This window comes from Lachnospira multipara LB2003 (assembly GCF_000702205.1).
GTDB classification, from domain to species: Bacteria; Bacillota; Clostridia; order Lachnospirales; family Lachnospiraceae; genus Lachnospira; species Lachnospira multipara_A.
The window spans coordinates 473473-496024 of the sequence record NZ_KL370871.1; the positions used below are offsets into that span (position 1 = coordinate 473473).

19 protein-coding genes and 1 pseudogene are annotated in these 22552 nt (G+C 34.5%); 7 read left to right on the forward strand and 13 right to left on the reverse strand.

The window, feature by feature from the left end:
• Nucleotides 1-420: 420 nt before the first annotated feature.
• The 4 genes from T537_RS0111685 to T537_RS0111700 form a co-directional block, all read right to left on the reverse strand.
• Nucleotides 421-984, reverse strand: coding sequence for a GNAT family N-acetyltransferase (locus T537_RS0111685; RefSeq protein WP_027438875.1), 564 nt, complete (start codon nt 982-984; stop codon nt 421-423).
• Nucleotides 985-1057: 73 nt separating this feature from the next.
• On the reverse strand, nt 1058-3016 hold the full coding sequence (locus T537_RS0111690; RefSeq protein WP_031558171.1) for a fructose-1,6-bisphosphatase: 1959 nt from the start codon (nt 3014-3016) through the stop codon (nt 1058-1060).
• 144 nt (nt 3017-3160) lie between these two features.
• Complete coding sequence (locus T537_RS0111695; RefSeq protein ID WP_031558174.1) at nt 3161-5365, reverse strand: glycoside hydrolase family 2 protein; 2205 nt, start codon at nt 5363-5365, stop codon at nt 3161-3163.
• Nucleotides 5358-6875 (reverse strand): MFS transporter, encoded by a 1518-nt coding sequence (locus T537_RS0111700; RefSeq protein ID WP_051637240.1) that lies wholly within the window; start codon nt 6873-6875, stop codon nt 5358-5360. The genes T537_RS0111695 and T537_RS0111700 overlap by 8 nt, the downstream gene beginning before the upstream one ends.
• Before the next feature lie 135 nt (nt 6876-7010).
• Here T537_RS0111700 and T537_RS12600 point away from each other — a divergent pair, with 135 nt between their 5' ends.
• Complete coding sequence (locus T537_RS12600) at nt 7011-8213, forward strand: helix-turn-helix transcriptional regulator (RefSeq protein ID WP_051637241.1); 1203 nt, start codon at nt 7011-7013, stop codon at nt 8211-8213.
• A 111-nt stretch (nt 8214-8324) separates the two neighbouring features.
• On the opposite strand, the gene T537_RS0111710 is transcribed toward T537_RS12600, so the two are convergent.
• The 6 genes from T537_RS0111710 to T537_RS13200 all read right to left on the reverse strand — a co-directional run bounded on the left by T537_RS0111710 (nt 8325) and on the right by T537_RS13200 (nt 14304).
• Nucleotides 8325-8921 (reverse strand): manganese efflux pump MntP, encoded by a 597-nt coding sequence (locus T537_RS0111710; RefSeq protein WP_031558180.1) that lies wholly within the window; start codon nt 8919-8921, stop codon nt 8325-8327.
• Nucleotides 8922-9101: 180 nt separating this feature from the next.
• Nucleotides 9102-9743, reverse strand: coding sequence for a GDSL-type esterase/lipase family protein (locus T537_RS0111715; protein ID WP_027438879.1), 642 nt, complete (start codon nt 9741-9743; stop codon nt 9102-9104).
• Between the two features lie 13 nt (nt 9744-9756).
• Nucleotides 9757-11037 carry an O-acetylhomoserine aminocarboxypropyltransferase/cysteine synthase family protein gene (locus T537_RS0111720; protein ID WP_027438880.1) on the reverse strand — a complete coding sequence of 427 codons (1281 nt, stop codon included), beginning with the start codon at nt 11035-11037 and terminating at the stop codon, nt 9757-9759.
• A 147-nt stretch (nt 11038-11184) separates the two neighbouring features.
• Nucleotides 11185-12606, reverse strand: coding sequence for a glycosyltransferase (locus T537_RS0111725; RefSeq protein WP_027438881.1), 1422 nt, complete (start codon nt 12604-12606; stop codon nt 11185-11187).
• A gap of 174 nt (nt 12607-12780) precedes the next feature.
• A complete protein-coding gene (locus tag T537_RS0111730; RefSeq protein ID WP_031558182.1) occupies nt 12781-13125 on the reverse strand; it encodes a DUF1622 domain-containing protein in 345 nt (114 codons plus the stop codon).
• A gap of 165 nt (nt 13126-13290) precedes the next feature.
• Nucleotides 13291-14304 (reverse strand): ATP-binding cassette domain-containing protein, encoded by a 1014-nt coding sequence (locus T537_RS13200; RefSeq protein WP_027438883.1) that lies wholly within the window; start codon nt 14302-14304, stop codon nt 13291-13293.
• 354 nt (nt 14305-14658) lie between these two features.
• Between T537_RS13200 and T537_RS0111740 the strand changes: the two genes are divergently transcribed.
• Genes T537_RS0111740 through T537_RS0111760 form a run of 5 tightly spaced genes read left to right on the forward strand, consistent with a single transcriptional unit; the run spans nt 14659 to nt 19314 of the window.
• A complete protein-coding gene (locus tag T537_RS0111740; RefSeq protein WP_027438884.1) occupies nt 14659-15969 on the forward strand; it encodes a circularly permuted type 2 ATP-grasp protein in 1311 nt (436 codons plus the stop codon).
• A complete protein-coding gene (locus tag T537_RS0111745) occupies nt 15951-16625 on the forward strand; it encodes an alpha-E domain-containing protein (RefSeq protein ID WP_027438885.1) in 675 nt (224 codons plus the stop codon). The genes T537_RS0111740 and T537_RS0111745 overlap by 19 nt, the downstream gene beginning before the upstream one ends.
• 12 nt (nt 16626-16637) lie before the next feature.
• Complete coding sequence (locus T537_RS0111750; RefSeq protein ID WP_027438886.1) at nt 16638-17429, forward strand: transglutaminase domain-containing protein; 792 nt, start codon at nt 16638-16640, stop codon at nt 17427-17429.
• A 15-nt stretch (nt 17430-17444) separates the two neighbouring features.
• On the forward strand, nt 17445-18374 hold the full coding sequence (locus tag T537_RS0111755; protein WP_027438887.1) for a M14 family metallopeptidase: 930 nt from the start codon (nt 17445-17447) through the stop codon (nt 18372-18374).
• A gap of 4 nt (nt 18375-18378) precedes the next feature.
• Nucleotides 18379-19314 carry a M14 family metallopeptidase gene (locus T537_RS0111760; protein WP_031558187.1) on the forward strand — a complete coding sequence of 312 codons (936 nt, stop codon included), beginning with the start codon at nt 18379-18381 and terminating at the stop codon, nt 19312-19314.
• A gap of 87 nt (nt 19315-19401) precedes the next feature.
• Here the strand turns inward: T537_RS0111760 and T537_RS13285 are convergent.
• The 3 genes and pseudogenes from T537_RS13285 to T537_RS0111780 form a co-directional block, all read right to left on the reverse strand.
• A pseudogene (locus tag T537_RS13285) lies at nt 19402-19542 on the reverse strand (IS256 family transposase); the annotation flags it as partial.
• Nucleotides 19543-19661: 119 nt separating this feature from the next.
• Entirely contained in the window at nt 19662-20498 is an 837-nt protein-coding gene (locus T537_RS0111770) for a hypothetical protein (protein WP_051555054.1), read from the reverse strand.
• Between the two features lie 351 nt (nt 20499-20849).
• Nucleotides 20850-21860: an HD domain-containing phosphohydrolase gene (locus tag T537_RS0111780; RefSeq protein ID WP_034210820.1), complete on the reverse strand. Its 1011-nt coding sequence runs from the start codon at nt 21858-21860 to the stop codon at nt 20850-20852.
• 74 nt (nt 21861-21934) lie between these two features.
• Here T537_RS0111780 and T537_RS0111785 point away from each other — a divergent pair, with 74 nt between their 5' ends.
• Complete coding sequence (locus T537_RS0111785) at nt 21935-22540, forward strand: Hpt domain-containing protein (RefSeq protein ID WP_027438891.1); 606 nt, start codon at nt 21935-21937, stop codon at nt 22538-22540.
• The last annotated feature ends 12 nt before the right edge of the window (nt 22541-22552 follow it).

Below are 22552 nucleotides of genomic sequence, written 5' to 3' on the forward strand. Positions count from 1 at the left end.
CTTTTCCTGTTTTTTTCTGTAAGTGGTCTGTTCTACTTTTCTTTTGAATTTCTTTCCCTACGGTAATTTTCCTCCTTTCCCATGCTTCTTCCGTAATTACCTAAATAGTTATACCTAATCCGCATCTCCAAACCCAACTATAATTTCCCCGCTAGATTTCCCTGCTAGATTTCCAGAAGCTAATATAACTATTTCCTCATGTTTCTATTAAATTGTCTTATTAATGGAAATTAATAACCGAATGGTTATTATAAATGACTTCATTCTGAATATACACAATTAGATTTCATTTGTAAAGCACTGTATGACAAAAGGGGCTGTGAAAAATTGAGATAATCATTTTTTCACAGCCCCTTTCCAATCTGTATTTCTTTGATTCTTATTTAACTACTCTTAGTTTATCTTAGCTTATCTTAGTTTCTATGATTGTATTTCATTGATTTCTATCAAGCGCATCTTTATAAACTTACAAATAACACGGCCCAAATAATCATCTGCTAATTGTCTGAAGTTATCAGTTCCAACTTCCCTTTTAGTTCCCATTACAGAATAAACCATGTTTACTTCTCTTAATTTATATGGTAAATCTATTAGACCACAATTTTCATAGAATTCATGACGTTTGATTCTTTGTAACTTATTATCGCAGTCTTCCTTCCAATCTTCTAAAGCTAAGAATAATTTCTTATTCTTATATTTATCCATGATTAAGGACAAGGCTCTGCTTCCATAGCCCTTGCCTCTCATTTCTTTACTAATTGCGAAATAGAACAAATACGCCAATTTAGAATTACCAATAACATATGCCATACCAATAAAATGTCCATTTTCTTCAATATTCCAGCACTCGCCACGTAGACCTTTAGCTCTTTGCTTTATAAAGAAGAAAGGCGCTCTCTCACATTTGGGAAATGCCTCGATATATAAGCTCTTTATCATGTCAAAATCTTTCTTCGTAGTCGTCCTTCTTAATTCCATACTCATCTATTCCTTCTTTTCCGGTTCTTCCTTCTTCCTATTTCTTCATGATCCTTTCTTCTATACTATTTCTCCCTAGTTACTCCTTCTCGGCTAATTCACCTATTCTATAGGCGTGAAGAAGTTCTTCTAGTTGTCTAATATTTTCTTTAACTTCTTTTCCTATGTCTGTGTCAGCAACTGTTTTACGTCGATCCACATGCTGCACAAGCACTGTTTCAGAATGAATATCACTTCCTGTTTCTACAGCCTTTTCTACAGATTCAAAAGGCTCATGGGCTGCAAGTAAAAATCCATATGAATTATATGTTAGTGTATAGCCTGCAATTCCAGTCTTAGGTTGATAAGCTTTAGAAAATCCACCATCAATAACTATTAAACGACCACCGCATCTAACCGGAAGTTCTCCCTTTCTTGCCTCAACAGGAACATGGCCATTGATTATACGACTTTCTGGGGAATCAAGACCGAATTCCTTTAGAATCATTGTTACTGTTTCATCCTTATCATACCATGTATAATATGGATTCTTAATTTCTACATGTGTATTTTTATCTTCTATAAAATATCGCTCGAATGTTGCCATTTTATCCTTACCAAAAACAGGAGAATTCTTGTGACACCATGTATACCAATGCATGTCCATTCCTAGCTGCTTTTCTTCAGGATCAATGCTATAGTAGCCCTTTCTTAGCAGCTTTTCAAGCTCATCGTAGAGAGCCTTTCCCTTAAATTTATGTCCACAAAGTTCAACTTCTAATAACTCGCCCTTGTTATTTAAAGGCACACATCCATGAAATAAGAGGTTATTATTATAAACCTTATAAAGACTACCCTTGCGATACAAAAAGCGAACATGTTCCTGCAATTTCTCACAATTAATAAATGCAGCCTTTAATTTCTCCATAAGTTCTGCCTCTCGAGGCGAAAGCTCATAAGGATTCTTAGGATCAATTGTTGGAAAATTATTATCAAGAAGCTTATAATCATTTCCATTAATTCTAATTGTGCCATATTTATGGTTAATCTTATCAAGTAAAAGTCTATCATCCATTAAAAATTCCGGATGTTTCTTTATCATCTGACCTTCAAGTTTAAATTGAATAATTGCAATAGCTTTATGCATTTTTCGGTCCATCTGTGCATTGGATAAGTCATACTCACCTTCACGATAGTGCAATCTAAAACATTCGCAAGGATCATCCTTATAAGTATCAATTGCAAATTTAAAAAGAGGTAGTAAATTAATTCCATAACCATCTTCTAAAATAGCTAAGTTGCCATATCTAGCTGAAAATCTAAGGACAGTTGCTATGCATGTTAACTCTCCTGTTGCAGCACCCATCCACACAATGTCATGATTACCCCATTGAATATCCACGCTGTGATAGTTCATAAGTGTATCCATGCATATATGTGGACCAGGACCCCTATCATATATATCTCCAACAATATGAAGATGATCAATAACAAAACGACTAATGGTTTTAGATAAAGCAATAATTAAATCCGGTGCCTTACCAAGACGAATTACGGTATGAATTATTTCATTATAATAGGCCTCCTGATCTCCTAGGTCTCTACGTCCTGTTATAAGTTCTTCAATTACATATGCAAAATTCTTAGGAAGCGCCTTTCTCACTTTAGATCTAGTATATTTGCTTGCGGAAGCCTTACATACTCTAATAAGTCTATTAATCATTACAATATACCAGTCATCAAGTGAACCTGATGTAGTCTGCTTCTTTATCATTCGGATTCGCTCTTCTGGATAATAGATTAAAGTTGCTAATTCCTTCTTCTCTCTTTCAGATAAAATATTTCCAAATTCATCATCGATTTTACGTTTAACCGCTCCAGAACCATTTTTTAAAACATGAGCAAACTGTTCATGTTCTCCATGAATATCAGATAAAAAATGCTCCGTTCCCTTAGGTAAACTTAAAATAGACTGTAAATTAATAATCTCTGTTGCAGTAGTTGCCACATTAGTAAACTGTTTTGATAGTATCTTAAGATACTGATTATCTTTATTCATTACGCTCTCCTCCTCAAAGCCTAACAAAAACCCCTCAATACATTTTTATAAAAGTGTATGAATGTAGTTTAACACATAATTGAAAAAAAACTACCTAAATAATAAAATCCCTCTCCACTAGGAATCCAGTAGAGAGGGATTTTACTAATACTCAACTTCTATTTTATTTAATTCGCTGTTAAATAGGTTAATATCCAAATTTTCAGGTTTTGCCCTATTTATTACACTTTGCAATGCAAGACCTAGAGGAAAATCTTCATTTGATAAAATCATTTCTAAAATATCTGGAATATACTTCTTTAGTATCTCGTAAGTAGCCTTATTCTCAATTAGGTCATTAACTGTATCTTTAATAGAATAAAAACCTTCCTTAGTTAAATCGTCATCCTTTAAAAACCAGTTCTTTACGCTAGTTCCAGCAGTTTCAGTCTCAAGCCTATAAGATTTATCTTCTTCCTTAACCTTAACAAAACTTGCGCTGTCACTACAATCTCCGCTTATAACAGTGATATCATTAACCCGGCTTTCTAGTCTTATATTTTCAAAAATAATTGTTGCATTTCCATTGTTACTTGCCTCAATGCACTCCCTTCCATTAAGTAAGAGAGTGGCAGTCTCACAATTAGTGAATACTTTTATATCAATAGTATCCTCTAATCTATTTACAAATCTTTTAGAACAAATATGAACAAATTTCTCCTTGCTCCACTTAGCTTTATAATAATAGAATGCATCTTTTTTTATTTTTCTATCTGCAGTTACAAGGCCCTTTCCATTAACTTTATCTAGGCCACCTTCTTGTCTTATGGCACTTGAAAAATCAAACATATTCCAAACATAACTGCCCCATAAATATGGCTTAGTCTCAAATATCTTATAAACAGTTTCATGATATAGAGCCTGATATTCCTCTGAATAATCCTTAACTTGCGGATTATTTGAATGAAGCCCAATATTACAGTCTACCCCATATTCACTCATACCAATAGCTAGATTTGGCCTAGCCTCATGGAACTTATCAAGGTATTTACTATAATCCTGCATTTTCCCATAATACCAACCAAAATATACGTTGTAGCCTATCATATCTGTTGTCTCATTAAGCTTACTTTTAAATTTAACAGTGTAGAGATTAGCTGCACTAACTAGTCTTTGACTATCAAGACTCTTAACTAATTCCTTGGATTTTATTAGGTCTTCATACATATATGGAGCATCTCTAAACATACCTATTTCATTTTGGATACCCCAGCAGTAAATACTAGGATGATGAATATTTTGTAGGATTAATTCCTTTAGTTGTTCCCTAGCATTATCAAGTAATTCTTCATTCTGTGTCATTTTAAGCATAGGAATTTCAGCCCATATTAAGTATCCCTTCTTATCAGCGCATTCATATGTAAAGCTACTATGCTGATAATGGGACAATCTAATAGAATTAGCTCCTATCTCATCAATTAAAGAAAAATCATTTAAAATGTCATCATTTACGACTGCGCTATATTTTTCTCCCACATCCTGATGCTTAGAAACTCCGTTAATTCTAATGTGCTCATTATTTAAAAATAAGCCATTATTAGAATCAATCTCTACACATCTAAAGCCAGTTTTTGTAATTTTTTCATCAACTAATTCACCAGCTGAATAAAGTCTAGTAATTACAGTATATAAATATGGATTTTTCTTACCATTCCACAATATAGGATTCTTTATTTGTGCCTGAATGTGTTCTCTTATCTCACAGACGTAACTATAAATAATTGTTCCGTCTGCTGCCTTTATAATTGTCTCTAGTCTATCATCCTGCTTTGTCTTGGTGTGCAGTTCAATATCCACTAGACCGTAATCCTCTTTAAGACTCGTTCTAACAATCACCCCATCTGTTCCATAATAACAAGGATCAAAATATGAGTCATGCTCTGTGTAAAGAATATTAACATCTCTATATAGTCCGCCAAAAATCGTAAAATCTCCAACTAAGGGAGAGATTGTTTCATCAAGTGCATTTGTTACATAAATGCTTACTTCGACCTCTTTTTTATCCTTATAAATTTCCTCTGGAATTTGGCATCTAAAGGCACTATATCCACCTTTATGCTCTGTTAACAAAACATTATCCACATAAACATAAGCATGTTGGTCTGCTGCCTCAACGTCAATAAATACATTTTTCCAATTGTCATTTATTAACAATTTTTTTGAATATTTTGCCATACCCCTGTAGTAATCGTCATTGCTATACCATGTATGCGGTAAGTTCACAATTTCAGATTTTTCAAGGCTTGTATCCATTGACATACTATTAACTTTTGTAAACTCCCAACCATTATTAAATGATAATTTATTCATTTAATTTCCTCATTTCATAAATTGTTTCTTTAACTTCCTTCATCTTCTCAGGTGTAAGCTCGTAGAATTTCATTGCTATAATATTAAAAATTGCACCAACAAGCTCTAATCCATAATTAAAAATAAGAGCAATTGCAAGTAAGCTTGTGCTATAGCTTGTATTAAGGTCTGGGAATGCATGCTTAAAGCCAATTATTGCAAATCCAATGCCTACAAAAGTTGGGCCAAAAGATGAAATTAACTTATCCATAAATGAAAATAATGTTGCAATCATACCAGCCTTATATTTTCCTGAACGAGCAGCTTCATAATCGTTAACATCTGCAATCATAGGATTAACTATTGAACTTGTAATCATTTGGAATCCGCCACCAATTACAGTTACAATAAATAAGCATATTGTAAATGCACTAAAGCCGTTAAACGCCTGACCATAACCATTAACATAACCTGGTAAACAAAGTGTCTTAGGGTCCATAAAAATCCAAATTAAAATAGCAACTGTGTCAAGAAAAATCACTCCCCAAGAACCAATTTGCATAGCCTTCTTTAAACCAAGCTTAGTACCAATGGCTCCGATTCCAAATGTCATCATTACAAGCCCAACAATAGTTGTGTATAGTGTCCAACCGCCTGAAAGCTTATAGTTGGCAACTACTATTCCATAAAGGACAAGTGTAATTGCACTTGTCTTACAAGTATTAGAAAACTGATCTGTAGCTCTTGCTACGATCATCATTTGTAGCGGTCTGTTGTGCTTTAGAATATCTAGATAATCTCTAAATTTTACCTTTGAAGCCTTATTGTTCTTAATTACAGAGAACTCTGGAATATCCTTTGGCATAATACAAATATAAGAAATCACAATACCGATTGTTGCTATAATTGCCACAATTCCCCAATATTCATGGAAAAATAAAGCACTTCTAATTGAGCCATACTTAACAGCTAATGCAGCAGTAACCATCTGCATTACAGCTCTCATAACTCTAACAAAAATTGTACCTGTGATTGATAAAATGTTTCTTTGTGCAGGATCATTTGTTAAGCAAACATATCCCACATGATTTGATACATTTAAAAATGTATATCCAATATAATAAATCGCTGTAAAAAATATGAAAAATACAGGTCTAATAGGACCAGCTGGCAATCTATCTGTAACATTAAACATTAGAAAACTATTAAATAACAAAAGAGATCCACCCATAATTAAACAAAGTCTAGTTTTTCCAATGTACTTATTTCCCTTAAACTTATCAACAAAAAAACCTACAATTGGATCAGTTATACCATCCCAAAGACGTGTTATTGTTGAAAAACTAGAAGCCAAAATAACAGCCATACCTACATAGCCATTAAGATAGAAGGACATAATCATTGTTAATCCCATATAAAGATTACCTGCCATATTAGCACCGGAGAATCCTATTATTCTCCAAAGAGGTGCAAAATGTATTCCCCCTTCTTTCATGTATTTTTGGCTTTTGCCCAAGTTATTAGTTTCCATAAAAACCTCCCAATTCAATGAATTTTTATGGTAATAAGATAACATTTATTGTAAAATAGTTATAGAACAAAGTTATTCATATTAGTAGAATATTTTTGTTTTTATTCCACAATATAATATATAAAGGATTATACTATGAAAAACGAACTTACTGACAACAATTTACAACTCATAAGAGAACTCTATAATATTGGATTTTATAGGATTAACACCAAAGAAGAAGCCGCAAGATTTGGCAAAAAAAATATGATACATAGAGTGCAATTGATTTTTAGTGCTGATGCTATCATGACTATGAAAGACAACATGGATGCCAATACAATCTATGTATTAACTGATGTTTTTAACATTTCAATGCTTGTTTTTCTTCTTGATGATGAACTATATATTTTAGGGCCTTTCACACCACTTATTCATACAAAGCAAGACGCATTAAGAGTGTTAGAACAAAATAACATAAAGGATCTAAATGTGAATATTTATCTACGTTACAGAAATCTATTTCCAACGATTTCAGAAGATATGGCAGTCCATATAGCTACATCTTTCCTTAAAACTAATGATTCCGAATACTCAGGTCGTAGAATTAAGAAGCCTAGCTTTTTTGAAGACGAAAGCCAGCTCTTATTTTATGAAGAAGATAGAGAGAACTTTGTTAATCTTCTACAACTTCGATATGACAATGAAAAAAGCTTCTTTAACTGCGTAACTAAGGGTGATAGCGAGGCTGCCCTTAACTACTTATCTAAGATGCAGCAGGATGTAAGCTATATAAAAAGAATTGGTTCCACATTAGAAAATGAAAGAATAGGCTGCGCAATTACTAGAACAACCCTAAGAATTGCAGCCCTTAAAGCTGGTTTACCAGTATATGTTATAGATAAGATTTCATCTAAAAATACTAAACTTACACTTGAAGAAACAGATATTGAAAAAATTCTTGATTACAAGAAAGAAATGGTGAAGGAATTCTGCGAAGCTATTATGCAGCTTAATACTAACAAACATAGCGCTGTTATTAATAACGCAATTTACTATCTTGAGAACTACTACCAGGATGATATTACACTTGATTTATTAACAGATAAGATGTCTATTTCCAAGAGCTATCTTCTAACTCTGTTTAGAAAAGAATTAAACATAACTCCTGGAAAATATCTAAGAAAAGTAAGAGTTACTAAAGCTTGTCAACTTCTAGAAAGCAGTCAAAAAAGCATTCAGCAAATCAGCGAATCTGTTGGTATAGCTGACAGTAACTACTTTGTTAAGCTCTTTAAAAAAGAAATGGATATGACACCAAGTCAATATCGTAAAAAACATAATTCTACTGTAGGCTAAAATAAGAATTTCTTATCACTAATCGTAAAAAATTACCGATGTTTAAGTTGCACTTTATCTAACCTAAACATCGGTATTATCTTCATCATTTGTTTCTAATTCACCATCATTTTATAGGGCTCCCACAAAGACCTTTATTCCTATAAATACTAAAATTAATCCCCCTAAGATAGTTGCCTTATTAGATAGTTTTTCGCCAAATTTTTTACCTGAAATAAGTCCAAAAATACATATTACAAATGTTACTATGGCTATTATAATTGATGATAAGAAAGCCTCTAAAAAATCGTATCCAGATATAGTAAATCCTACAGATAAGGCATCAATAGATGTTGCTATTCCCTGAATGATTAAGGTCATTTTTCCAAGACAGACCATCTCGCTTGCTTTATCAGAAGCTTCACTTGAACCTGTAAGAGAATCCTTTATTCCTTCTATAAGCATCTTACCTCCGATGTACAAAAGAAGTACGAGAGCAATCCAAGGAATTAATTTTTGAAATTCCTTGAAAGTTTCCGCTATTGTATGAACGCAAGTCCATCCAATTATTGGCATTATAAACTGAAATAAAGCAAATGTTGCAGCTATTCCAAAGCTTTTTCTTCTCCTCATATGAGGCTCATTAAGGCCATTAACAATGGACACTGAGAACGCATCCATCGCTAAACCAGCTCCTAGTAACACACTATCAAAAATTAGACTCAACATAATTCCTCCTAAACTATCAATTAAGCAAGCATCTATTAGCTGCTAGTCGTGTTCGGGATTTTAACCCGTTAGAGCGCGCCCATGGCGCGCAAACACAAAAAACCGGATGCATGTGCTGCATCCGGATAAGTTCATGGTGTAATCAGTATACATTTCAAGCTTTTTGTTTGTCAACACGAACTAAATTATGAAATTCATTTCTAGGAATTTTTGATAAACTATTCTTGCTAGGTTTTTATGTCCCTCCTCATTTAAATGCTCTTCATCTCTTGCATCAGGATTTGCATAATCTGAAGCTGCCAAAAATTGTATTCCTCTAGTTTGGGCGATTTTTTTATATACATTTTTTAATTTTTTACTTTCTTCTATAGAACTTTTGTTAAATTCTGGATCTTTATCCTCCCTCCACACATCATCTCCTAAATAGATTGGCGATATTAATAATATCTTGTCTCTAATTACATATTTTTCTATTTCATCAAGGCAAGCCTCTATTCCTGTTCCAATTTTATCAGCGTTAGCCTTATATGCCCATTTACAGTCATTAGTTCCAAGCATAATAACTGCTCCGTCAATTGGCCAGGCTTTTTTTAAAACTGATGGCAATGAATCCACACCTTTTCTACCTTTACGGTACTTATCTTCAAAAATAGTAGTTCTTCCACATAGTCCATCATCTATTATTTTTAAATCATTACATTTTTGCTGAAGAATTCCTGTCCACCTAATATCCTTGGAATATCTCCTTGGCTTTGCCTCTTTATAAGAACCTGGAACCAATCCCCAGGTGTTTGAATCTCCAAAAATAAGAATTGATTCCATAATGTCCTCCTTGCTAAACTGCTGCAAATCCATTTTCCAAATCAGCTATAATATCATCAATATGCTCTGTTCCAATTGATAGTCTAATAGTATTCTCCTTAATTCCCTGATCTAATAATTCCTCCTTAGATAACTGGGAATGAGTTGTTGTTGCAGGATGAATAACCAAGCTTTTCACATCTGCCACATTAGCAAGCAGAGAAAAAATCTTAAGATTATCAATAAATCTCCATGCTTCTTCCTTGCCACCCTTTATTTCAAATGTAAAAATTGATGCTCCTCCATTAGGGAAATATCTATTATAAAGTTCATGGTCAGGATGGACACTTAAAGATGGATGATTTACCTTTAAAACCTTTGGGTGATTCTTTAGATAATCCACAACTTTCTTAGTATTTTCCACATGTCTATCAAGACGTAAAGAAAGTGTTTCTACTCCCTGTAATAACAAAAATGCATTAAATGGACTAATTGTTGCACCTGTATCCCTAAGTAAAATAGCTCTAACATAAGTTACAAATGCTGCTGGTCCTGCTGCATCTGCAAAAGATATTCCATGATAACTTGGATTTGCTTCTGCAATATTAGGATATTTTCCACTTGCCTTCCAATCAAACTTTCCTGACTCAGCTATTACACCGCCAAGAGTTGTTCCATGGCCTCCAATAAATTTTGTTGCTGAATGTACTACTATGTCTGCACCATGCTCTATTGGTCTAAGCAAATATGGTGTTCCAAATGTATTATCTACAACTACTGGAATTCCATGTTCATGAGCTATCTTAGAAATTGCATCTATATCCGGAATATCACTATTAGGATTTCCAAGGGACTCTAGATAAATTGCTCTTGTATTGTCCTTAATTGCTGACTGCACCTCATCTAAATTATGGGCATCTACAAATGTTGTTGTTATTCCAAACTGTGGCAATGTATGGGCTAGTAAATTATAGCTTCCTCCATAAATTGTCTTTTGAGCTACTATATGACCTCCTCCTGCTGCAAGTGCTTGTATTGTGTAGCTTATTGCTGCGCTACCAGATGCTAAGGCAAGAGCCGCACTAGCTCCCTCTAATGCTGCTATTCTTTTTTCAAAAACATCCTGTGTTGAATTTGTTAATCTTCCATAAATATTTCCTGCATCTGCAAGTCCAAATCTATCAGCAGCATGTTGGCTGTTATTAAAAACATAAGATGTTGTCTGATATATTGGTACTGCTCTTGAATTAGTTACTGGATCTGCCTCTTCCTGACCTACATGTAATTGTAATGTTTCAAATTTATAATTGCTCATAATCATTCTCCCTTCTCTTATCTAACTTATAAAGTAATTGTTTTGTTAGATTTATCCTAACATTCAAGGAAGGGTTTGAAAAATTCTTATATTTTATCATAAGTGATAAGAAATACTTATTGCGGCTATTAAGCTATCGTCTTAAAATCAATCTTTTTCGCTTGTAAATTCTCTTTCATAGATCATGTCACACAAATTCTTCATGGCGTTCTTAGTATCCAACATATACTCTGCCCTTTTTAATGCAATTTCTCTAGCCTTATTATACTCATCTTTATCTGTTGTAAGAATTTTTATTCTATCTAACATTTCATCATAATCCTTACATAAGAATTCAGGAGCAATATTATATGCTACATCACCATAATCTATGGCAAGAGCCACTAGTCCTTGTGCCATAGCTTCAACCACTGATGTTCCTCCGCCTCTCCTATAAGGATTAATATATAAATCACAAGCTCTCATAATTCCAGTTACATCATCTTGAATACCAAGATATCTAACATACTTAAAAAGGTCTGGTCTTTCTTTTTTTACATCTTCATAATTATCCCAAAATCCTAAAAATACTATATAGTGTTTATCTGATGCAAATTTTTCTAAAAAGTCTAAAAATTCTTTATTAACATCTAAGGATAATCTTGCTCCTACAACTACAGATACAAATACATCTTCTGCTATATCTAAATCTGACTTTTTATATATATTTTTCGCTTCTTTAATACTAAAGGTAAATGGCAAGGGGAAAAATCTATCATAATCAACTCCTACATATTTTAATAGTTCCTTTTCCTCTGTAGTATAATCTCTATTTCTTGTGTGATATGAACATATACAAGGAGTTATAAGGCTTGGCCCCATGGAAATAAAAACTACTGGAATTAGATCATCTATGCAATTTGCTAGTAAACTAGAATTACCAATTTCCATTACAAATGCAGGTTTTAACTCAGCTATAGTTTTATATAAAACTCTTACTACTTCAATGCTTGGCATATTGGGCTCACATTGAACATAAGGAATCACATGTCCTTTCCATTCAATACTTGTTTTTTCTAAATTATCCTCACGATAAGTTGCTAAAAAGAGATTTTTTAATGGAATACTTCCTACCATCGTCATTAATTCTGCTGTATTAACTATAATTACTGTTTTGCCAAGATCTTGTAAACAAGCAGCCCTATCAAGAGCTGATTTTGTTGGGCCATGTCCCGTTGCAATAAGCTGGGATGTTATAATGACAACTAAATCCTTATTTCTCTTAGAAAATGCAATTCTTTTTTCTGGCTTATCAAATACATTTTCTTCATAAAAAGCTTCTTTAAATTTCATATCTATTTCTTTTAATAAATCCCAATTATATTTCATAACCAATGGAATACTATATTCCTTAGTAACAAATGACCATCTTGACAGCTGATTCCATAAAAAAAGTTTGTTTTCCCAACTAAGGAATTGTGTTTTTGTAATTTCATCATAGAATCTGCATAGTCTATCTAGATCTACGTGCTCACTAAAAAATACTGACTCATTATAGATATAATCTAACATCTCATCATTATTAATCATATAAATCCCCCCAAATGTTTTAGTCATTTACTTTTTTCTTCTTTGAAAGCTCCAAAATCCAAGTCCGCCAAGAGAAGCTAGAAGAAGCAAATACCATACTCTGATATCATATGGATCCCCGGTCTTTGGTGAAGTAGACTGTGTGCTATTGCTACTATTCAACGAACCACTATACTAGTTTTTTGGCTCCTCTAATTCCTTCTTCTCATTCTTAATTTCCCAATGTATTAAAAATGTAAGAGCGGCTCTTAAAAGTATAATTGCGCCGAGTATTCCAAGTTCTGCCCATTCACGAACCACAACCGTTCTTAAAACCTCGCCACCTAACTTAAATTCTAGAGCTAGAGCAATTCCTTGAGCTAAAATTAACCTTATACTATCATCCTTCTTTAGCCAATAAATAAAGCTTTTAATAGCCGTGTAAACCAGAATACATATGCCAAAAAGCTCTAATAAAAGAGTTGAAAACTCTACTATGTATCTAAGAATAATCTCTGCCTGCTGATAAATCGTCTCCATAAATTATCCTCCACGAACTTATTTCATATATTTATATTCTAAAATAACTATAGTAAAAATGCAATTATTTGCCTCATAATATAACTGTTAAAAAAAGGCGATAGCCTTAAGCTATCGCCATGACAGTTATAACTTTAAAGTTAGCATGTAAAATTTATAGAAACCTTAAGCCAACCTCCAATTAGAAGTCTGTAGCTGAACTTCTCTCATATGAGCAAACATGCTATCTTTTCTAGATAACAATTCCTTTGGAGATGCATTTTCTAATACACGTCCATCCTTTAAAACAACGATTCTATCTGCAGCCTCAACAGTACGCATTCTATGAGCAATAATTATTACTGTCTTATTCTTAATTAAGCTAGATAAAGCCTCCTGAATTAATGTTTCATTCTCCACATCTAGAGAAGCTGTGGCCTCATCTAATAAAATAATAGGAGCATCCTTTAAAAAAGCTCTAGCTATGGAGATTCTCTGTCTTTCACCTCCAGAAAGGTAAGTTCCCTTCTCTCCAATCACAGTATTTATACCCTTTGGTAACTTATTAATAATATCCATACACTGGGCTCTTCTAAGGGCTTCTCTCTTGGCATTAGCATATCTGTAACTGACATCCTTAAAACTAATGCTACAATCCTTAGGCATTTCTTGCTTGCCCTCATTATCAAGAGATTCCGTATTTAAAATCTTATCCACTCTTTCAATAGCATCCACTAAAGTCATCTCCTGCTCCCCAGAATAAACTAACTTTGTCATAGCAACTGTCAAAAGAGGAGTGATAATTATGTAATACATCATGTTTAGCACAAGTTCTTGGCTTACTCCCTTAGTTGAAAAAATGTATGCTGCCACAACTAAAGCTACGAAAACAGAGTTAATAGCAGTCATATATTTAACCATAGGCATTGTCATACTTTTGGTATAAGTAATAGCCCAATCTGTGTAATCATCAATAGCCTTACTAAATCTCTTAAAGCTAAAAACAGTCTGGCCAAAGGTCTTAACTACTGGAATTTCTCGAACATACTCCACTCCCTCATTAGATATAAGAGGCAGTGTTAAGATATGTTTCATTAGTTTCTCTCTCATTGTTGCTTGTATATGAAAAGCTGCAATATGAGTACACATTAGAGCTAAAATATACATAAACATTGAACCTAACATAATTGCCACTGCCATCCAGCCTATCTTTGGTATTTTGTCTAAATTTTCTCCAGATAAGGCGATTTTTAAAATGCGCCAAATCTATAACAGTATTTAGATGTAAAATTCCCCATCTAATTACATGTTAGTCATAACTAACCAAAAAGTAAAGAGTTTTATCAAATCTTGACCTATTCTCCGACTGAGTTAAAAAATCATTGACACAATCAAATTCTATATCGTATACTTTCCTTAACAAACAAAGGCGTTTCGATTCAATATCGAAGCGCCTTTTTTGTTATCAAATTTCATATTTTATTTAATAAAGACGAAGGAGTCCAGACCAAGATAGAGGTCTGGGCTTTTTTGTTTAAGGATAGGAGGAATGGTATGGAGAGATTGTTAAATCACAAGAGCCAGATTAATAATCAGATGGCAAGATATGGTGTTAAGTTTGGCATTTATAAGGACGGGGAGTTTTTGGAACGCCTTTTTCCATTTGATCCTATTCCAAGAAAAATAACAGCCCCAGACTACGAAAAACTTGAAAAGGGGCTAATTCAGAGAGTGACAGCGCTAAATGCATTTCTTAATGACATTTACAATAATAAGAAAATTCTAGTGGACAAAATTATACCAGAGGAGTTTGTCTATAGGTCGCCAGGTTATTTATCGGCATGCGAGAATTTCTCACCAGAAAAGAAGATTCACAGTCATATTTCAGGTATTGACTTAGTTTTAGGAAAAGATGGAAAATGGTACATCCTAGAGGACAACCTTCGAATTCCCTCAGGAGCCTCATATCCCCTAATTGCTAGGAGCCTTTGTAGAAAATGTTCACCAGATACTTTCAGAAACAACGAAGTGGTGGATAACAGAAATTATGGACAGCTTTTAAAGGAGACTTTTGATAACGTAAATAAAGGCGGAATTAACGTTATTTACACACCAGGAAGGTTTAATGCAGCTTATTTTGAGCATTCCTTTTTGGCAGAAAAGTCGGGAGCAGTGTTGGCTGAATTTGATGATTTGTTTGTGGAAAATAATATGCTTTACTACAAATCTAGCAAAGGCCCTGTAAGGGTTGGCGCCATTTATAGAAGAATAAGTGATGAGTTTTTAGACCCACTTACTTTTAGAAGTGATTCCTTAATTGGAATTCCGGGAATTATGATGTCCTACAGGGCAGGAAATGTGGCTATTTTAAATGCACCAGGCAATGGAGTTGCCGATGATAAGGGAATTTATTACTTCGTGCCAAAGATGATTAAATATTATCTTGATGAGGAGCCAATTCTTGATAACGCTCCTACTTATTTGCCATTTTACAAGGAGGACTTAAATTACACATTGGAAAATTTTGACAAACTTGTAATTAAAGATGTAGCAGAAGCTGGAGGCTACGGCGTTGTATTTGCAAGAGAATTAACTAAGGCAAGAAAAGAAGAATTTATTGAAAAAATAAAGAAGGAACCTAGAAGATTTATAGCTCAGGAAGTTATAGATTTCGAGGATTTGCCTATTGTAGAAGGTGGCGAAACTGTGGATAGAAAGGCGGATTTAAGAGCATTCGTCTTAGCAGGCAGAAAGACAAAGCTTTGGCCTAGCGGTTTGACTAGATTTTCAAGAAACCCAGACAGCTTCGTGGTTAACTCATCTCAAGGAGGAGGTTTTAAGGATACATGGATTATGTCTCATTAACTAAAACTAATAGATTATATTGGCTTGGGCGTTATTGCGAGCGCGTCTTATCCACAACTCAGTACATGATGTATTGGTATGACAGCATGATTGATGGAGCGGCCATCGATTATAAGGACTACTGCGAGAAAATGGGTATCCCAGCAGACTATGAGAGCCCAGAAGCTTTCATACAGGAATACATCTTTGATAAGGAGAATGCATTTTCCTTAAGACATGCAGCAGAGGAGATGCTAGCTAACGGCATGGTTTTAAGAGAAACCATAAGTTCAAAAACCCTGGCCTACATTCAGATGGCTGTAAATGCTCTGGAGCTTGGAAAGACTGACAGCGCACCGGGTGTGGAGCTCCAATGGGTTGTGGATGATGTTATGGCTTTTAGAGGAAGCTGTGATGATTTTATTGAAGAGGAATTTGTAAGAAACATTATTAAAACAGGCATTAGCATTGAGAGGTTAAGCCTTTATCTACGTCTTGGTTATAATTTGGAAAATGTAGCAAAAGAGCTGAAGAAAATGCTAAACAGGCTGCATAAATCCGGCCTTCAGACTAATGCTATGTCCCTTGGACGAATTTATTTATATGGTAATGAAAATCAGCTAAATATTTCAGATGAGGATTTGTTAAAAGCAGTTGAAAACCTTGTAGTTTTGTAGGGAGGGATGTTTATGACAACATTAAGATTTAGCTATCAAACAAAGGTGGAATTTTCAGGGGATGTGACTAATCATGCTTTTTTACTGAGAGCATTTCCGATTGAAGAAAAAGGACAAAAAGTGCTGGATTTAATGCACACAAATTCCCCTATTGTAACTGGGGGACAGTATTTAAAGGATGGTTTTGGCAATACAGTTTATACAGGAAGGATTGATGGAGGCCATGATTCCTTGACTTATAAGGTTATAGGAACTGTGATTCGAGACGATTCTAAAAAGTCTTTTGAAAAACCTTTACCTTCTTATCGTTATCCCTCGGAGCTTACTAAGGCTAGTCCGGAGATAATAAATTTTCATAAAAATTTAAATCTACCTTCAAATCATTATGAAGCTGCAAAGATTATTTCAAAGGCAGTTTATGATTATATGATTTACGAAACAGGCACAACATGTATCTTTACTACAGCTGCTGATAGCTTTAAGGGAAGAAAGGGAGTTTGTCAGGATTATGCACATTTAATGCTTACTCTTTGTAGACTTTCAAAGATTCCTGCAAGGTATGTGTGTGGAATTACAATTGGTGAGGGTGAGACACATGCTTGGGTAGAAATTTGGAATGAGGGTTATTGGTATGGCTTTGATCCAACTAGAAACTGTTTTGTAGATGAGGGCTACATAAAATTTTGCATAGGCAGGGATTATAATGATTGCCCAATTCAAAGGGGCATCTTTAATGGTGATGTGCTTCAAAGACAGTCGGTCTATATGGAGGTGACAAAATTAAAGGAAGCTTTGCTTGCCTAAAAAGGGAGTTTATAGATGATTAGTAACGTAGTTAGTTTAGGATTGCCAGTAGGTGAAAAATTAGCAATCCCAAGGAATCGAATTAAGGGAGAGGCTAAAGATAATGGAAAGAGGATATGTATTGTAACAGGAACCCACGGAGATGAATTAGAGGGGCAATATGTCAGTTTTATGCTTAATAAGATTTTAGAAAAAAATAAATCTAAACTTCACGGCATTGTTGACATTTACCCCGCTAATAATCCTCTGGGAATCAGCACAATTTATAGAGGTTTACCAGGTTATGATTTAGATATGAACAGGATGTTTCCGGGAAGCTCCCATTCTTCAGGCTTTGATTATATGGTAAAAAAGATTTATGAAGATATTTGTGGAGCGGATCTATGTATAGACATCCACGCTAGTAACATTTTCTTAAGGGAAATTCCTCAGATTAGAATAAATGAAAATTCGGTTAAGACCTTGCTACCTCTTGCAAGACATATGAATATGGACTTTGTTTGGGTTCATCAGGCAGCAACAGTTTTAGAGAGCACCCTAGCCTACAGTCTGAATGAGGCAGGCACTCCAACTCTTGTTGTAGAGATGGGGGTAGGCATGAGAATTACTAAGGATTATGGTGATCAGCTAATTGATGGCATTATGGCAACTATGAAAAAAATGGACATGTGGGATGGTGATGAGGCACCTATAAAACCACCAATAGTTAGTACTGACGGGCATGTTGGATTTATAAACGCCAATGAATCTGGTCTTTTTATTGCTTACATTAATCACGGTAGAAGGGTTAGAAAAGGCGAAATCATAGGGGCTGTTGTGGATTCCCTTGATGGGACTATAAAAGAGGAACTTAAAAGCCCGGTAAGCGGTTTGGTCTTTACTTTAAGGGAATATCCAATCGTTTACAACGGTTCCCTAATTGCAAGAGTACTAGGAGGTTTGTAAAAAAATGACACAAGAAACATTATTTGAGGTAAACGCCATGCCCTACAGGCAGGCAATTCCAGTTTATGGTTATAGATTTGGTAGTAACAAAAAGACCCTAGCCATTATGGGCGCCATGCGAGGTGACGAGTTTCAGCAAATGTATATTTGCGCAAAGCTTGTTAAGACTCTTACAAAAATCGAGGCCGAAGGGAATCTAAATAAGGACTACGGAATCTTAGTAATCCCTTCTGCTAGCCAGTTTTCCATGAATGTGGGCAAACGTTTTTGGCCCGTGGATAACACAGATATTAATAGAATGTTTCCAGGCTATGATAAGGGCGAGACTACACAGCGCCTTGCGGACAGCATTTTTAGGGAACTAAAAGGCTATCAGTATGGAATTCAGCTGGCTAGCTTTTACATTGCCGGGGAGTTTTTACCCCATGTGCGCCTTATGAATACAGGCTACACAAACCCTGATGATGGCTATCTTTTTGGCCTACCTTATCTAGTTTTAAGAAAGCCAAAGCCTTACGACACCACCACACTTAACTATAATTGGCAGGTTTTTGAAACAGATGCCTTTTCGGTTTACACCAAGGCCACTGAGCGTCTGGATGAGGAAAATGCAAACATTGCCCTAGAGGCCATCTTAAGATTTATGGCTAAAAAAGGCTTTATAGATTACGAAGGTGAGTTTGGCACAAAGACAAGTTTTGTTGAAGAATATGACATGCTTACAATTCAAACAAAGGCAGCAGGTCTTTTTATACCTATTGCAAAAGCTGGAGATCTAGTTCTTGAAAATGAAGAAATAGCAGAAATCCTAAGTCCCTATACTGCAGAAAAACTAGAAGTCATAAAAGCTAAGAAAAAAGGAAGAGTCTTTTTTGTAAGACATGCGGAAGCTATTATGGAACATGATTTGATCTTTAGGATTATTCCGGAGGAAGTGTAGGGATTATCTTTTTGGACTATAGAATTGTCTTGATTTTAAGCGTCTAGCTTCTTCAACTGTTGCTGAATTAAACATGTCTCTTAATTCAGCAGCTAATTGTTCGGAAGATTCTGCTAAAAGTACCTGATTTAGCAAAGCTTCCATGAGCTTTCCAAAAGCTTCATCTTTAGTTTCTGAGAAAAGTCCTACAAAAAAATCATAATCTAATGTAAAATATAATTGAGCCATAGTGTTCATCCTTTCAATTATGTTTTGTGTGGTAACTTAATTTTAACTGAAAGATGAGCTCTTGGCTCTTTTTATTTTTTGAATTTACACCATTATATGGGCTTTATCTTGGCAAGCTTCTAGGCGCCTAAATATTTGCTAATAACTGCTTTTATTTCATTGCTAGCTAATGGAGTTGAACCTGTCTCTTCAGTGATAATCACATTTTCTCCAATAAATAAGCCTTCCTGCAACATTAATTTTAGTCTATTAACTGCGTGTTTTGCATATTCCTTATCATCCATCATTCCCCTATGTTCCCAATAAATTACCCTTCTCTTCTTTACATCAAGAATTGTAAAATCTGGATAAATAGTCATTCCATTCTTAAGATGTAAAGGACATTCATATTTATATGGCACCCCAAAATCTAATAAAGCATTCGCTATATTAAGCTCTGACTTGGATCTAACCCTTTCCTTTCTCCTAGTCTCAAAATACGGAACATAATCCGAAATAGCTTTACCTTTATACGGGATACTTAGCCACTTATTAGCAAAATCCTCATCTGACATATCAATTGCTTTTATATAATTTTTAACTTCTATGGGATTATTAGAATAAGCATTTTGAATCTTGCTTATAGAATTCTCTGATTTGACAAGAAATTTCTTTAAACTATTAATTTCTATATTAACTAATTTAGTGATTTTTTCATCATACGCTTTTTGTAAATATCGTCCAATAGTTGATTTATCCGCCTTTGAAATATATTTTCCAGTCGTTTCTTTAGTATGCGTTCGTAGATAAAACTGAACTCCCTTTTTTGTTTTACTTATATGAATCTTTCCTGGCGGTGCCTTTTCAAGCTCTTTTTCTTTCATGGACTTAATTTGAAGCAATTCAGTATATCGCTTTTTAGCTTCAAAATACAGGCTTGTGTAGCTTGTTATCATATTTTGCTTTTGATTCCTCATATTTTCTCCTTTCTCTTATGTTCTCCTTTCTCTTATGTCCGGACAGCAATTTTTCTTGTTCCTTGATTTCTGCTGTGCTTTTCCTTCCTTCTTTCTCTGTCTGGACAGCAATTCCTCTTGTTTTTTTATTTCTGCTGTGCTTCACCTCTCTTTTATTCCTGTTTGTACAACAATTTGGGGGTTTTCTTGATTTCTGCTGTGCTTTTCTTTCCTTCTTTCTCTCTTTGGACAGCAAAATTCTAGATTTTTTAAGATTTGTGGTTTCTTAAAGAACGTAACATTAACCACACACCTACATTATTACCCAATATACACCTAATTGTCAATTATCTCCATCATATACTACTTCCATCATCTATTATCCCCTTCATTACTACTTCCATCATCTATTATATCCAACATAATATCTGCGAATTGAGGGTCAAATTGAGTACCTTTGCCTTTTTTAATTTCTTCGCGCACCTTCTCTTGTGGGAGGGCATTTCTGTAGCTGCGGTTACTTGTCATTGCATCATAAGCATCGGCTACTGCTATAATTCTTGCTACTTCTGGAATATCTCCGCCTGATATTCCTTCAGGATATCCCTTACCATCATATCTTTCATGATGGAATTTTGCACCGAGAGAAAGCTCTGGCATTTCCTTGATATTGCTTAGAATTTTGTAGCCTATGGCAGGATGCTTTTTTATGCAGGCAAATTCTTCATCATTGAGTCTTCCTGGCTTGTTTATTACTTCATCTGGCACACCTATTTTGCCAACATCATGAAGGAGGCCCAACATAAAGATTTTCTCCTGCTGTTTTTCATCATAACCATAACGCCTTGCGATTTCCTTAGAATATGCTGCCACCCTTCCTGAATGACCCTTTGTATAATTATCCTTAGCATCAATTGCATCTGCAAGGCATTCAACCACATGTAAAAATAAACTCTCATTTTCTCTAGTCTTCTCAGCTACCATGCTCCAAAGATTATTTGTAAGTTTTACAAGTTCAATGGCATGCTTCACCCTAAGAACTAACACGCTTGGAACAAATGGTTTTCTAATAAAATCCATAGCACCAAGTAGCAAGCCTTGTGTCTCTATTTCCTCATCTTCCTCAGCAGTCAAAAAGATTACAGGTGTGTCAGCCCAAGAAATTTGACTTCTTTTTAGCTCCTTTATTACATCAAAGCCGCTCATTTCCGGCATATTTATATCCATTAAAATTAAATCCGGAGCCAAATGATCTTGCATGTATTCTAATAATGCTTTTCCAGATTTCAAAGCAACAGCCTTAAATCCAGCATCAGTCAAGGTTTTCCAAGCTTTTTTTAAAATTATAGAATCATCATCAACAACGATTATTTGAGAAATCATAAGCTTACCCCCTCTCTAATTCTTTTCAATATGATATACTTAAAAAAAGCGTAATTTCCATGGAGGAATTTTCTATGAATAATATAGGCAAAGAAATTAATATTCCAGGTATTGATACAAATAAAGCTATTGCAACTTCAGGTTCTAAGGAGCTTTTCTTAGAGCTTCTTGGTGATGTTTACAAACTTATAGATGAAAAAAGCAAGCAAACAGAAGATTTTCTTGCAAATGCTAATCTCAAGGATTTCACAATTACAGTTCATTCTCTTAAGACCATCTGCCGCATGATTGGTGCAACTGCCCTTAGCGAGGATTTCTTAACTCTTGAAAAACTAGGAAAAAATGAGCAACTAAAACAAATTAAAGAAATTGCCCCTGGCATTATAGAGTCTTTTCGCGCTTTAAAACCTTATCTTGAACCTTTTGCTCTAACAAAAGAAACAGCCAAAAAGGAATTTAACAAAGACTCAATCCTTTCCCTATTGGATAATCTAGTTTACGCCCTTAATGACTTTAATCTTGCCGATGCGGAAGAACTTACTAAGCAAGTTCTAAGCTACAACTGCAGCCAAGAAATCAGCAGTAAATTTGAAAACTTGTCAAATCTAGTTTCAAATCTTGACTACGATGAGGCCATCTCCCTAGTACAAGATCTTAGAGAAATTATCAAGCCTTATTAGCAATGCAACTTT